Genomic DNA, 14,130 nt, shown 5'->3' on the forward strand with positions numbered 1-14,130 from the left:
GGTGTGCCACCCTGGCGTTCTAGTTTTAACTGTCTCACCCATTTATCCATAGTGGATTTACCTACGTTCATCGCCTTTGCAGCTTCGATGATGCTATGGTTTTTATCGAGGACTAATTGGGCAGCTTCAAGTTTGAATTCAGCACTAAATGTTTTTCTGGTTGTCGATCTCATGTGTTCACCTAAAGTCATCTACGAGGTAATAATATCACCTCTATTTAGGTGGCCAAAATTAGTGTGCCACTACATAGCGATTGTCAGCGCATTATAAGCCATTACACCAAAGACGATTGCTCCAATTATCTGTATTGCTGCGGTAGCACTAAACTGTATTGCTTCATTTTGGTAAATCAGTATCGCTAAGCCTGTAGGAATCAACACAAAAAAACCATACACTCCAAGCTGCATATTAGATAACACGGGAGAAGCTGCGCGTGTTGCTAAATCGCGTCCTGCAAAACCTAAGGTAGCGATAACGGCGAATAAAGATGTGGCCTCAAAACCATCAAGTCCTGGACGAATGATCATCAGCACGCCCATAAAACCAATCAATACTGCAAGCCATCTCTTATGACCCACTTGTTCACCGAACAACAATGCCGCGCCAAGCATGGCGATTAAAGGTGTGGCTTGCAAAATAGCGGATGCACTTGAGAGTGGCGTTAACGTGATGGCTAAAGCAAAACAGAATCGGCCGACGATTTCACATAGTGCACGTACTAATATGGGGGTAGACAAGACTGCAGGATGAAGCACAGTTTCACCCTTTCGCCAGGTTAACAGTATAAAAATCAACATTCCACCTAGGCCAAATAGCGCTAAAATGAGGCCGATAGAGGTGGTTTCTGCTGCGGATTTGATCAGCATGTCTTCAATAGAAAATGCTGCCATCGCAGCAACCATAAACAGACTACCTTTTCTATTATTCAAAATAAATTCCCTAAATGCTTAGACGCTATCTCTAGTCAAAAGTTTTGTCATGAGAGTTCTGGTTTCATCAACAAAGGCACAGAAGTTACGATATAGCTTATTAGAATCCAATAGAAACATCATTTTCTGATCACTATAGCAAGCTTTCTCTGCTTATCTGAATAGGATTCGCTGCTTAAGGTAGTAATGATTCTGGCTTAAAAATAAATAGGGATAATAAGCATTAGCAAGAAATGATAATAGATACAGATATGGTTTTTTTATCTATATCAGATGGCAAGTTAAGCCTCTTTTTACCATAAGGATTATGGTTGGTGTATTGTTTTAATATTATCAACTTGTGCGGCTAGTATAAGATATTGATGTCAGGTATGTGCTGCTGTTTTTCAGCTTTTATGATGAATAACATTGTTTGAAAGAGGTCTATATTGTGAGGTTAATTTTATATGTAGTAGTCTTAAGTCAATAATGGCAACGCTTAAATAATCCATCAGTTGATTTTATACTAAGTGATTTTGTATTGGGGATTTAGTGTTTTTAGGTTTATATAAAATGAATTTGCGTTGAATAGTACGGGAAAGTTAACTAAATAACTTTGGGGAAATGATTAATCGCTCAATTAAAACTGCGCGATTAATCATATTAACGAAAAAGTATTATTGTTTTAAAAATTAACTTTGGATATTAATCGTTACTTTCTCGATGACGATAGGTTCACGGGGCACGTCTTCGTGGCCAGCGACCGTGGTGGTTTTGACTTTCTCAATCTGCTGGATAATGTCCATTCCCGCCGTAACCTTACCAAATACCGCGTAGCCCCAACCGTTATTGGTGGTGGCAGTATGGTCTAAAAAGTCATTATTGGCTGTGTTGATGAAGAATTGCGCGGTGGCCGAGTGAGGCGCATCGGTGCGAGCCATAGCGATTGTGCCTATGGTGTTACTTAGGCCTTTGTTGGCTTCGTTAACGATAGGCTCGTGGGTCGGTTTTTCCTTCATTTTTGCGGTAAACCCGCCGCCTTGGATCATAAAGCCTTTGATCACTCGGTGAAAAATCGTGTGTTCAAAGAAGCCTTCTTCACAATAGCGGACAAAGTTTTTTGAACTGACAGGCGCATGTTCAAAATCGAGTTCTATAGTGATGTCGCCTAGATTGGTGCTAAATGTAATCATGCTAATATCTTCTATCTTAATGAGTTTTTATATCTAATAAGTCACGACTTGTACTGAGTCATTACTTAGTTTTAGGGCCGCTATTCCACGGATTAAAGGGCGCGCTGCGACCCGTTGTATCGTTATCATTGTCAGTCTGAATAGCTTGCGGCCGTGTTACATTGGCTTTAACCTCTGGCTTTGATTTCGCGCTGCGATGCTTTTTCGCATGGGCGGTTTCAAAGGAGCCTTCTTTCGCGGGGCGCGAGTATCTGGCCTCAGGTGCCCGGGCTTTAAAGGTTTTTGGCGTAGTATTTTTGGGCACAAAATCGAGAATAGACACAGGCACTTCTTTGTTCGGCACAAAGCCTTCAATTTCTTTACGCACTATGAGGTGACCTAGACGGCGCTCGATAGCACATAGATTCCTAAAATCATCTTTAGAAACAAAGGAGATGGCTTCGCCGCAGGCGCCAGCACGACCGGTTCGGCCAATACGGTGAATATAATCATCGGCTTCATCGGGCAAATCATAATTGACCACACGGGTGAGGGCGTCGATATCGATACCGCGGGAAGCAACGCCAGTCGCGACTAAAAAGCGTAGTTTGCCAGATTTGAAATCCACTAATAATTGCTCGCGTACCGCTTGGCTGCGACCGCTGTGAATGGCTTCGGCGGCAATGCTACGTTTTTCGAGTTGGCTAACCAGTTTGGCGGCGCCTTGTTTCGTCTGGATAAAGATCAGTGCCTGTTTCCACGCTTGTTCAGTGATGAGTTTGCTTAACAGGGCCGACTTTTTATCTTTATCGACAGTGATCAACCATTGGTCGATTTGCGGTGCATTTGCGCTGTCGCGGGCAATTTCAATTTCGACAGGGTTTTCAACCGCTGTTTTCGCTAAAAAGCGCACTTGCTTAGATAAGGTTGCAGAAAACAACAGATTTTGGCGTTCTGTTGGCAGACGTTCGATGATCTTATTGATGTCTTCGATAAATCCCATATCGAGCATTCTATCGGCTTCATCTAGGACTAATACCGAGATTTCATCGAAATGAATCGCTCTTTGGGTGTACATATCGAGCAATCTACCGGGTGTTGCCACCAGAATATCGACGCCTTCAATAAGACGCTGTTTCTGCGGTGTGGCATCCACGCCACCATACATGGCCATAGACGTCAGCGGCAGGTATTTTGCGTACTTGGCAATATTGTCTTCTACCTGAACGGCCAATTCGCGGGTTGGCGTTAAGATTAATGCACGAACGCGTTTAGCACGGATTTTCGGCATCTCGGCGAACATTTGCAGTATTGGCAACACAAAACTGGCGGTTTTACCTGTACCTGTTTGCGCGCCAGCAAGCAGGTTTTTGCCTTTCAAGATCACCGGAATGGCTTTTTCTTGGATCGGAGTAGGTTGTGAATAGCCGAGCTCAGTGATGGCTCTTAAAATCGGATCGCTTAATCCAAGTTTGGAAAATGGCATTGAATGTCTCAGGTAAAGGGTCAGGTCAATAATGTATAAGCAAACTGTTACGCTAAAGCATGAACAGTAGAGCAGGGCGATATTATAGCAGGAGGTGAAACAGAATAGGCGATTATCATTATTTGTGTGTGTGTTTGGTAAAGAGGGGCTTATACGTCGAATAGGCGAATGATAGGCGGTAAAATATTGAGAACTTACAATTTTGTAACCGCGCATGTATTCATGGCTAACATAGCTGCAATTATTGGGGCAATATGATTAACTGAGGTAATTTTTGTATGCCTGATAAATCTTAACAAAGGACCCATAATAATGAAAAAAAACGCTATTTCCCTTGCGATAGTGCTATCGCTGGCCAGCCTTGCTGGTTGTCAATCCCATACGAGTCAAACCGCGCCCGTGGTCGCACCTGAAGTTAAAGCCCACTCATTTGAGCAATTTTCAGCATCCTTTATTGATTCATTGTGGGAATTGTCACCGACTTGGGCCTTATACAGTGGCAAGCATGTTAACGATGGTTACCTTGAAATCCCCGATGCAGCAGGTCGAGCAAAGACCTTAGCGTTTGTGAAAGCTCAGCAAGCGCAATTGACTCAGTTCGAGCAAAAGTCGCTAACGCCGAATGAGCTGATTGATTACCATCTGATCGACAATTTACTCGGTAGCATGGCATGGGAAATTGACAGTTTTAAATCCTGGCAGTGGGATCCTTCAAGTTACAACGTATCGGGCGGTTTTGCCCAAATCATCAATGAAAATTTCGCTCCATTAGATGACAGATTACGTTCGGTATTAGCGCGTTTAGAAAATGTGCCAGCTTATTATGCTGCCGCGCAGGCGAACATTAGCAAACCAACATTGGAGCACACTGAATTAGCAGTGCTGCAGAATCAAGGTGCATTTTCGGTTTTTTCCGATGACTTATTAAAACAGGTCGCCGACTCTGGTCTGACTGATGCGGAAAAAGCGTTATTTAAAACGCGTTTCGATGCGGCCACTGCGGCGATTAACGGCCATATCGCTTGGTTAGACAAATTAGTGGTTCAACTTAAAAAAGATGGAGCACGTAGTTTTAGAATTGGCGAGGCGTTATATGAGCAAAAATTTGCCTTTGATATCCAAGCGGGGATGACGGCGAAACAGCTATATCAAAAAGCCGTAGCTGATAAAGATCGTGTTCAAGGAGAAATGGCCAAAATTACCGATAAGTTATGGCCTAAATATTTTACTACGCCAAAGCCTGCTGACAGTAAGCTTGCCATTCGCCAATTAATCGATAAATTATCGACTCAGCATGTTCAGCGCGATGAATTCGTGAATGAAGTGCGTAAGCAAATTCCAGAGCTGATTGAATTTGTAAATAAGAAAAACCTAGTCACATTAGATCCTAAAAAGCCACTCGTTGTCCGTGAAACGCCCGAATATATGCGTGGTTATGCCGGTGCGTCAATTAGTGCTCCTGGACCCTATGAGAAGTCAGGTAATACTTATTATAACGTGACGCCGCTCGATGGCATGAGTGATGAGTCTGCTGAGAGTTACTTACGTGAATATAATCACTGGATCCTGCAAATCCTCAATATTCATGAAGCCATCCCAGGGCACTACACTCAACTCGTTTACTCTAATCAATCTCCGAGTTTAGTGAAAAGTTTATTTGGCAATGGCGCTATGGTTGAAGGTTGGGCGGTTTATACCGAGCGTATGATGTTAGAAGAAGGCTATGGCAATTTTGAGCCTGAAATGTGGTTGATGTACTACAAGTGGAATTTACGTGTTATCTGTAACACGATTTTGGATTATAGCATTCATGTGAAAGGCATGACCGAAGACCAAGCTATTGCCCTGATGATGAATGAAGCCTTCCAACAGCAAGCTGAAGCTGAAGGCAAGTGGCGCCGTGCGACACTTAGTCAAGTGCAACTGACGAGTTACTATTCAGGTTATCGAGAAATCTATGATTTCCGTGAAGAATACAAAAAATCGCAAGGTAAAGATTTTGACCTTAAAACTTTCCACGAAACATTCTTGAGTTATGGTAGTGCACCAGTGAAATATATTCGCCAATTAATGCAGAGCAAATAAGTTCGCATATTGATATAAATCAGCAGAGCTTAGGCTCTGCTTTTTTATGCCAAATAGCTAGACAGGTATAGTGTGAGCTTAACATAAGTTGGCATTGTTACTTATGAAATGAAATCGTTAACACTGTGCGAATAATGAAAAGTCGAAAACTCTGCCATATAACCGAAAAAGTATATATTTCGTTATATGGCATATGCAGATGTTAATCAAACAATTTAACTGCGTGGTGATAGAGCACAATAGCGATAAACTTACTTCTTAGATTTAGATGATGCCATCAGCGCTAATACTTCATCGTAAGAAATGTTAAATTCTCTCGACAAGTTAATGATTTTTGTTTTGTAGGTTTGAATATTCTCTTGCTGAGCTAATTGATGTTTCTTTTCTTCAACTAACTCATTAACGGTTTCTTGTAATATCAATAATCGACGTAAACTATAGTCGAGAGATTTAATATATTTACCCATTTGTTGCTTGTTACGTGCTTGCTCAAGATCCGTTGAGACTTTCTTATCATATCCATACTCATCAAGAGCTGCGATTGCGCTCTGTAAATCAAGATCAGTTGTCATTTGGTTTTCGCTTTATAACAAAGAGGTGTGGGAACAAATGTATGAAACTTTAAATAGTGTCATAGGACGTTAACTATCGCAGATTATAATGCTTATGCCAATATACACCAAGCCTTTGCACGTTAAAATGAAATAAAAAATTCCGCTGATTTTTGCTTTGACCTTGTCGGGGTCTACAATTATGAGTAGTCTAAAGTTATAGACTATCATGGAGATTCAAATGCTTGATCTACTACCAGATTTATTCGACCACTATCCGTCTAAATTACAGTTACTTCCCCTTGCATTTAAACCCTTTGGTGGTAAACGGCTCTTCTGGGGCGAGATAGTCACAGTAAAGTGCTTCGAGGATAATTCAAAGGTAAAAGAGATACTTGCACAGGATGGGCATGGAAAAGTGCTCGTTGTCGATGGCGGCGGTTCTCTGCGCCGCGCACTATTAGGTGACCTCATAGCGCAGAGCGCCTTAGATAATGGTTGGCAAGGGATAGTGATTAATGGTTGTGTTCGCGATGTGGCGAGATTAAATACTTTCAGCTTAGGTGTCTTTGCCTTAGGGGCTATGCCGATAAAAACCGAAAAGTTAGGTCAAGGCCAAATTAATGTGGCTGTCGATATGGGGGGCGTGACGGTTAAGCCCGGTATGATGCTCTATGCAGATGAAAATGGTATTGCAGTAAGTGATGAAATGTTGAACTTTGCATTTTTAAATTAACATTTCTAAATGCATTAGTTGCTATAAATTCAAGTTGTTTTTGATAAGGATATTTATATGAAATTCATTAAGTGGCTCTTAGCCTTAATGGTGACGCTCATTCTTTTAGTTACCGTTTATCTCACCGTCTTTTTCGACCCTAATGATTTTAAACCTGAAATAGTCGATGCCGTAAAAAAACAAACGGGTCGTGAATTAGTCATTACTGACGATTTATCTTGGACATTTTTCCCTGTCATAGGTATTAATTTAGGAGGGGTGTCTTTATCTAACCCTGAAGGCTTTACGCCTAAGGCTATGTTAGAAGTCAAAAAAGCCGTTGCTGAAGTGGCGCTAATGCCATTGTTTAGTCAGAAAATTGAAATTGCAGAATTGAGTCTCGATGGCGCAACGATCAATTTAGTCACCCGTAAAAATGGCACTAGCAGTTTCGATGGGTTGAGCGGCGATAATAGCCCAAAAACTGCGTCTCCAGCTGCCGCCGAATCTTCATCGAATGCCAAACTTAACGACATTAATATTGGTGGCATTTCTATCACCAATACCCAAATTAATTTGATTGACGAAGCTAATAAGCAGACTCAAGTCTTTACCTTAAGTAGCTTCACCCTAGGTGAGTTTTCCTTAGATAAATTTGCGCCTATCGCCTTTGAATTCAGTGCAACTATGCCGGATATGACGATAAGTAGCGAAGCTAAAGGTGAACTAAAACTCAGTCGAGACTTTAAACAACTCGTTATCAATGGGCTGAAAATTGATACTGTGGTGGAAGGTGAGAGTATTCCGAACAAGAAACTCGAAACATCTGTCAGCTTAGCAACTCAAATCGCCCTTGATAAACAGCAATTGTCCGTCGATATTGCGCAGCTTACCGCGGCGAGCATTACCGCTGCGGGTAAAGTTGGCGTGAATTACGCCACAAAAATTCCGCAAATCAATGCTGATTTTCAAGTCGGCGATATTGATTTAGATACGCTGTTACCTAAAACAGAGGCCACCGCCACCGCTGAACAAGCGCCAGCAGCAAACACTCAGGCAGTTGAGCCTGATCTCTCAGCCCTTAAGCAGCTTGATGTAAAACTCAAGTTGACTGTTAAGTCTATTAAGGTCGCGAATCTGTCGACTCAAAATTGGTTAATGGATGTGGGCATTAAAAATGGCGTGTTAGATCTGACGAAATTGAATGCGGATTTATATCAAGGTCAGTTGCTGGTGAGCGCTCAGGTTGATGCTCGTCAAGCAGTGGCGAGTTATCAATTTGATAAACAAGTGACGGGCGTACAAATTCGTCCTTTGCTGAAAGATGCGGCGGATGTGGATTTATTGGCCGGTACAGCCAACTTTGATGTGAAGGGGAAAGGTAAGAGTTTGATCCCTGAGCAGTTAAAGAAAAACTTGTTAGCGAATGGTCATTTTGATATTAATGACGGTGCTCTATACGGGGTAAATATTCCACAGATGATCCGCAGCGCACAAGCTAAGTTAAAGGGCGACTTATCGCCAGAAACGAAGGCGGAGCGCAAAACTGACTTCTCGAGTCTGACGGGCAGTTTCTCGTTGGATAATGGCGTTGCCACGAATCCAGATCTTGCCTTGTCTTCGCCTTTACTGCGTTTGGATGGTAAAGGCACTGCGAATTTATTGACTGAAGCCTTGGACTACAGACTAACCGCTAGCCTAGTGAATTCATTGAAGGGTCAGGGTGGTAGCGACAAAGATGCGCTGGCTGGAGTTGACATTCCGTTGGCGATTACAGGCACTTTCCAAAAACCTGAATATGCTTTGGATACTAAAGCCTTACTGAATAATCAGCTAAAGGAAGAAACCGACAAAGCTAAGGAAAAATTAAAAGACTCCTTATTGAAAAAACTAGGCGGTTTTTAATGGTTGCTTCAACGCGTTACGCATTACTTGTTTGCGCGAGTGCTTTTGTTGGCGGGCAACTTGTTGGGTGCTCGGCGCCCGAAGCCGCTGACACGAGTCAGTCAACCAAGGGTGAGACTACAACAGCTGCGGCCGTTCAGCCTGAGATTATTCGCGCTGCCGATCTGGCACTCGATGTTTCTGGGCTTAAAAGCACTCCGACATTAAAGGCTGAACCTGTGATGGCAGAAAAGGCACAAGGCCTGCTTCGCGGTGAATTAACTTTAGAACCTTTTATCGATTTTAAGCAGCCGGTTAAGGCGACATTGACTGTGACAAATCCACAAACCTATGCAGTCGGCCTACGTTATAACTCTGGGATGACGGCGGATTTGTGGTTGGTAACGCAGGAGGGCAAACGTCTGTGGGCTTGGTCGGATGATATGATGTTTACCCAAGCATTACGTGATAGCCAATTGGCGGCAGGGAAAGTGATCACGACTTCATTTAGTATTCCGCCTAAAGCATTTGCAGGAATACCTGCAGATGGTGCTCGCTTAGAAGCGCATTTTGCCGCTAAAGCATTAGAGTCTGATGCCGTTGTTATGGCGCCTGTTGTTTTATTATTGACGATGGAATAACGTCGCCTCTCATAATAGAAAAAGGCAGCAATCCGATAGGGTTGCTGCCTTTTTGTTATCTATGGCTCAATTTTGCTTAGGATTTATAGCACTAATCCGTTCGAACTATGTGCCAGTTTAGTCCCTACGCACTCAACTTAGTTTCATCAACCACTAATTTGATCACTTGGCCTGGTTGTAAATACTGTGATTGCGCTAGGCTATTCCACTCGAGTAGCTCGGCAACAGTTACGTTAAATTTATTGGCGATACGGGCAAGTGAATCACCGGATTTTACCTTGTAATTCACAGTACGAATTTGGGCGGTTTGCTCAAGCTCCTTTGGTGCTAAGATCACTAATTTCTGACCGTTTTGTAGCTTGCTATTCTTAGCCAATTTGTTCCAAGTGCTGAGTTGTTTCACCGTCACTTTATGGGCTTGGGCTATTTCTGAGAGTGTGTCTCCTGACTTAACCTGATAAGCAATTTTTGTTGATTCAACTGCAGCATGTGATTTTTTCGGCAATTGCTGCTTAGTTGACAGGGCATAAAGCTGCTTGTCTTGCGCATCGACAGGAATAATCAAATGCTTGCCTGCGACGATCGTGTTGCTTTTCATGCCGTTGGCGGCGCGAATAGCGGCAACGGTCGTATGGTGCTGCGTAGCAATCTTGCCAATGCTATCGCCAGATTTGATCGTGTAACGTAACCAGCTGATCCTATCTTCGGTTTCTGTTTCAGCGAGCGCTTTTTTAAACTCTTCCGATTTATCAATTGGTAGCACTAAGGTGTGCGGACCAAGTGGCGACGTAGCCCAGCGGTTATAACCTGGGTTGAGTTTTTGTAACTCAAGCGTGGTCATATTGGCAAAACCTGCCGCCATGGCTAAATCAATTTGGCTATCAATATCAACCACTTCAATAGTCGGATTGTTGTCAATTGGCGCTAAAGAAATACCATATTCATCAGCGTGTTTAATGACTTCTGCCAGTGCGAGCAGTTGCGGCACATAGCGCTCCGTCTCTCTGGGCAAATCCAATGACCAAAAATCCGTTTTTAAGCCTTTTTTCTCGTTACGTTTGATTGCATTGAGCACCCGTGATTCACCCGAGTTATAGGCAGCAATAGCATAAAGCCAATTGTTATTGGTTTTATCGTAGAGGTATTCCAGCATATCGAGCGCCGCAGTCGTTGATGCGGGGACATCACGACGACCGTCATACCACCAGTTCATTTCTAAACCGAAATGACTGGCCATAGGTGTGGTAAATTGCCACAGACCCGATGCCGCGCCAGTCGATGATGCGGAAGGATCAAAGGCGCTTTCAATTATTGGTAACAAAGCTATCTCAATAGGAAGATGACGCTTTTCAAGTTCTTCTACAATCATGTACATATAAGGTGCAGCACGTTCCGAGATGATCGCCAGATGCTGTGGATTTTTGATGTACCAATCACGGTATTGATTCACCAATTTTTGATCTGGAACCGGTAACTGCATGCCTTGACGAATTCGCTCCCACACATCGGTAATTTGCGCCGATGGAGCCTCGGTTGCGAGGTAATATTCTGGGACTGTATTTTCGGTTGTGACGGCTTCAACTTCTGTTTGGTTAACGCCATGGTTGTCTAATGTTTGACAGCCTGTGAGTAGGGCAAATCCCCCTACAACAACATAAAGTGATACTCTCATTGAAAACGGTAGTCCTCTGTTAGTGCATCGCTTTTCTTTATAGTAACAGTATGTTTTATATGAAGATAAAGACGACGCAGCGCGCAAAGTTTTCACGCAAAACGAGCCATTCTATGGGATCTTTTCGATCTTGTCCCTTAATTATCGTACATAATGTAAGGCCATTTTTGACTTACATCATCAAAAATGAGAAAAACTGTTTGAATTTCAATCTATAATATTGCTTTTGTGATCAAAAATTATCTTTCCACTGTCTGAGTAAGGTAAAACCGCTGAGTTCGTCTAAATTTGCGTGATTTAGACCGCTAAAATGCTGTTTTATGTTATCGACAATTTCAGTGTCGCTGGGGCGTAAAAAGGGATTGATGGCACGCTCTAAAGCGATGGTGGAGGGAACAGTTGCTTTGTCTTGGCGACGTAACTGCATCGCGCGTTCGTTATAGTCTTGGAGCTCGCGATTGTTGGGATTGACCGCGAGGGCAAATTTGAGGTTTGAAAGTGTGTACTCATGGGCACAATAAACCCGAGTGTCGGCGGGAAGCTGGGCAAGTTGCTGTAGTGAGTTAAGCATTTGCGCTGGCGTGCCTTCAAATAAGCGTCCGCAGCCGCCGCTAAACAGGGTGTCACCGCAAAATAAGGCATCTTCAACAACGTAGGCTATATGTCCTGCAGTGTGGCCTGGTACATCTAAGACTTGCAGATCAGCGCTGAGATACTCCAGCGTGAATTTGGGCTTGGATTTTGCGTGCAGTGGATGTGTGATGCCTTCGATCTTCTCATTATCTGGACCATAAACTCTGAGTCTATTATGACTATAGGCTTGAAGCGCTGCTACGCCACCCGTATGGTCATTGTGGTGGTGGGTCAGTAAAATACCCGCTAGCGTGAGTTGATTGGCTTGCAGGTAGTTAATGACCACACTTGCATTGCCGGGATCGACAACATAAACCTGAGTATGGGGCTGTTGTTGTAACACCCAGATATAATTGTCATTAAAGGCTTTGATCGCTGTTATAGTGAGCATAGAACTGCCTATGTCCGTATTTCAATTTGAAGATAAAGGTATTATCCATGAGTGAACGGCCCTTGGCGACCTTTGCCGCTTTTGCCCTGTGGCAGAATGTTGGTCATCTTTGACCCAATTGGATACTTGTCTACCCAACTAACGGAGGAACTCTGTGTCGCATTTTAGTACTGAGCTCAAGCCCGAACAATGGAGTGACCTACCCAATGGTGAGGCACTACAGCAAGCCGTCGCTAAACAGCTTGAAGATTGGTGGCCAAGAGTCTTTGGTTATCATTTATTAAAGTTAGGGCCTTTGAGTGCCGAATTGTCGAGCATGGCATCGCCAGTCGCCCATCATTTTTCACTCTCGCCATCCAAAGGCGCCTCGATTGAAGGCGATTTTTGTCATTTACCCCTGCAGAATGCGGCGATAGATGCGGTGGTGATGAGTCTATTGCTCGAATTTGAACCCGATCCTTACCGTATTCTTCGCGAAACCGATAGGGTACTCATCGCCGGAGGCTATCTTTTTATCGTCGGTTTTAATCCCTTGAGTCCGGTATTTTTGGGTAAGTTATGGCCTAAATATCAGGATTGTCTTCCTTGGAATGGCCGTTTTTTTATGCCTTCGAGGGTGCGAGATTGGTTAGGTTTATTAGGTTATCAAGTGGTGGGGGATGAGCGTTTGGTCTACCACCCATTAATGGGCGAGTTTACCCAAGGTAGATTTTTTCAACAGAGTTTAGCGTCATGGCTTCCTAGCGCGGGCAGTTTGTATTTGATTGTGGCGCGTAAACTCGAGTCGCCACTCACGCCTATTCGCGATAAACGTAAGGTGCGGCAAACGAATTGGACCACGGCACCGACCGCGGGACGTTCAGGGCATTTATCAGAGCATTCGGAAAACTGATAAGCCATTTCCTTTTTAAGTACAGGTTTTTTTATATGCGGATCACCTTGAGACAACTGGCGGTATTTGAAGCTGTGGCACGTAGCGGCCAAGTCGCAAAGGCGGCGGATCAGGTTAATTTATCACCACCTGCCACTTCTATGGCTTTGGCTGAGTTAGAAAAACAGCTCAATGCCCGCCTATTCGAGCGCATTGGTAATCGATTACAGCTGAACTCGCAGGGCAATTTACTGTTGCCACTGGCGACGGATTTATTGCACCGTGTTGAGCAAATTGAGCAGGCATTTACCTACCATGGTGGCGATTTGGTTGGGCGCTTAAGTATCAGTGCCAGTTCGACCATAGGTAACTATCTGATGGCGAAAGCCGCAGTGGCATTTTGTCAGCAGCACACTCAAACCCATGTGGATGTGGCGATCACAAATACTCAAGATGTGATCCAAGCGGTAGCTCAGTTCCGCTCTGAAATGGGTTTTATTGAAGGCCATTGCACTGACAATCGTTTGAGTGTCGAGGCATGGCATAAGGATAGGCTGCTGGTGTTTTGTCATCCGGCGCATCCTCTGGCGGGGAAAGTGGTTAAACCTGCAGTTGTTAAAGGCCTGTCTTGGGTGCTACGTGAGGAAGGATCGGGCACTCGCGAATATTTTGTAAATGCCGCCAATGAGTTGGATATGCAGCCAGAGGCTAAATTCTGCTTTACTACGCCGGATGCGATTAAATTGGCCGTGAAACAAGGTGCTGGGCTTGGGGTGTTATCTGAGTTGGCGCTGGAGAAAGAAATCAGTCGTAAAGAGTTGGCGTTAGTCACGATTGAGGGACTCGTACTCGAGCGGCAGTTTTATCGCATCACCCATAAGAGCCGTCAGGCGACATCCCTAGGTCAAGCTTTTGTGCTGTTTTGTGAGAATTTTTTCAATATTGCAGGTGTGGAACTAAAATAAGCCGTTTGATAGCAATGGCTCATAAATAGTGAGCATGAATGTTAACGGTGAGCTGACAGTGAGTAGTGAAATAAATCATCACGCCCAAATGTTTAACTTAGGCGTGATTGCATCGAACTTACTTTTTCGCACTTAGCGAGTTTACACTGAGTGGCA

Annotated in this window: 13 protein-coding genes; 6 read left to right on the top strand and 7 right to left on the bottom strand. The window is 43.7% G+C overall.

Annotated features, from left to right (window positions below):
• From L5L77_RS07975 to L5L77_RS07990, 4 genes are all read right to left on the bottom strand, one after another.
• Positions 1–173 (bottom strand): transposase (locus L5L77_RS07975; RefSeq protein WP_263148818.1); only part of this gene is annotated, 173 nt, incomplete at its 3' end.
• Positions 174–242: 69 nt separating this feature from the next.
• Positions 243–929 (bottom strand): DMT family transporter, encoded by a 687-nt coding sequence (locus L5L77_RS07980; protein WP_263222525.1) that lies wholly within the window; start codon positions 927–929, stop codon positions 243–245.
• A 671-nt stretch (positions 930–1,600) separates the two neighbouring features.
• On the bottom strand, positions 1,601–2,101 hold the full coding sequence (locus tag L5L77_RS07985) for a peptidylprolyl isomerase (protein ID WP_105252328.1): 501 nt from the start codon (positions 2,099–2,101) through the stop codon (positions 1,601–1,603).
• Between the two features lie 61 nt (positions 2,102–2,162).
• Positions 2,163–3,566, bottom strand: coding sequence for a DEAD/DEAH box helicase (locus L5L77_RS07990; protein ID WP_263186749.1), 1,404 nt, complete (start codon positions 3,564–3,566; stop codon positions 2,163–2,165).
• Between the two features lie 312 nt (positions 3,567–3,878).
• Between L5L77_RS07990 and L5L77_RS07995 the strand changes: the two genes are divergently transcribed.
• Positions 3,879–5,651 (top strand): DUF885 domain-containing protein, encoded by a 1,773-nt coding sequence (locus tag L5L77_RS07995; protein WP_263186748.1) that lies wholly within the window; start codon positions 3,879–3,881, stop codon positions 5,649–5,651.
• Between the two features lie 251 nt (positions 5,652–5,902).
• Here L5L77_RS07995 and L5L77_RS08000 read toward each other — a convergent pair whose 3' ends face one another.
• Complete coding sequence (locus tag L5L77_RS08000) at positions 5,903–6,223, bottom strand: hypothetical protein (RefSeq protein ID WP_028760093.1); 321 nt, start codon at positions 6,221–6,223, stop codon at positions 5,903–5,905.
• Between the two features lie 220 nt (positions 6,224–6,443).
• Between L5L77_RS08000 and L5L77_RS08005 the strand changes: the two genes are divergently transcribed.
• The 3 genes from L5L77_RS08005 to L5L77_RS08015 are packed head-to-tail and all read left to right on the top strand — an operon-like array spanning position 6,444 to position 9,442.
• The gene (locus L5L77_RS08005) at positions 6,444–6,938 is read left to right on the top strand and encodes a putative 4-hydroxy-4-methyl-2-oxoglutarate aldolase (protein ID WP_028760092.1); all 495 of its coding nucleotides are present in this window, start codon (positions 6,444–6,446) and stop codon (positions 6,936–6,938) included.
• Between the two features lie 57 nt (positions 6,939–6,995).
• Positions 6,996–8,822: an AsmA family protein gene (locus L5L77_RS08010; RefSeq protein WP_263186747.1), complete on the top strand. Its 1,827-nt coding sequence runs from the start codon at positions 6,996–6,998 to the stop codon at positions 8,820–8,822.
• Positions 8,822–9,442: a BsuPI-related putative proteinase inhibitor gene (locus L5L77_RS08015; protein WP_263161005.1), complete on the top strand. Its 621-nt coding sequence runs from the start codon at positions 8,822–8,824 to the stop codon at positions 9,440–9,442. Before L5L77_RS08010 ends, L5L77_RS08015 begins: the two co-directional genes overlap by 1 nt.
• Before the next feature lie 124 nt (positions 9,443–9,566).
• Here L5L77_RS08015 and L5L77_RS08020 read toward each other — a convergent pair whose 3' ends face one another.
• A complete protein-coding gene (locus tag L5L77_RS08020; RefSeq protein WP_263222526.1) occupies positions 9,567–11,114 on the bottom strand; it encodes a LysM peptidoglycan-binding domain-containing protein in 1,548 nt (515 codons plus the stop codon).
• Between the two features lie 232 nt (positions 11,115–11,346).
• The gene (gene gloB, locus L5L77_RS08025; RefSeq protein ID WP_263222527.1) at positions 11,347–12,138 is read right to left on the bottom strand and encodes a hydroxyacylglutathione hydrolase; all 792 of its coding nucleotides are present in this window, start codon (positions 12,136–12,138) and stop codon (positions 11,347–11,349) included.
• A 154-nt stretch (positions 12,139–12,292) separates the two neighbouring features.
• On the opposite strand from gloB, the gene L5L77_RS08030 reads away from it, so the two are divergent.
• Together L5L77_RS08030 and L5L77_RS08035 are read left to right on the top strand one after the other, a co-directional pair.
• On the top strand, positions 12,293–13,030 hold the full coding sequence (locus L5L77_RS08030) for a class I SAM-dependent methyltransferase (protein WP_105252336.1): 738 nt from the start codon (positions 12,293–12,295) through the stop codon (positions 13,028–13,030).
• A 35-nt stretch (positions 13,031–13,065) separates the two neighbouring features.
• Positions 13,066–13,974 (top strand): LysR substrate-binding domain-containing protein, encoded by a 909-nt coding sequence (locus L5L77_RS08035; protein ID WP_263186746.1) that lies wholly within the window; start codon positions 13,066–13,068, stop codon positions 13,972–13,974.
• The last annotated feature ends 156 nt before the right edge of the window (positions 13,975–14,130 follow it).

Source organism: Shewanella sp. SM29 (genome assembly GCF_025654245.1).
Classification (GTDB): domain Bacteria; phylum Pseudomonadota; class Gammaproteobacteria; order Enterobacterales; family Shewanellaceae; genus Shewanella; species Shewanella oncorhynchi.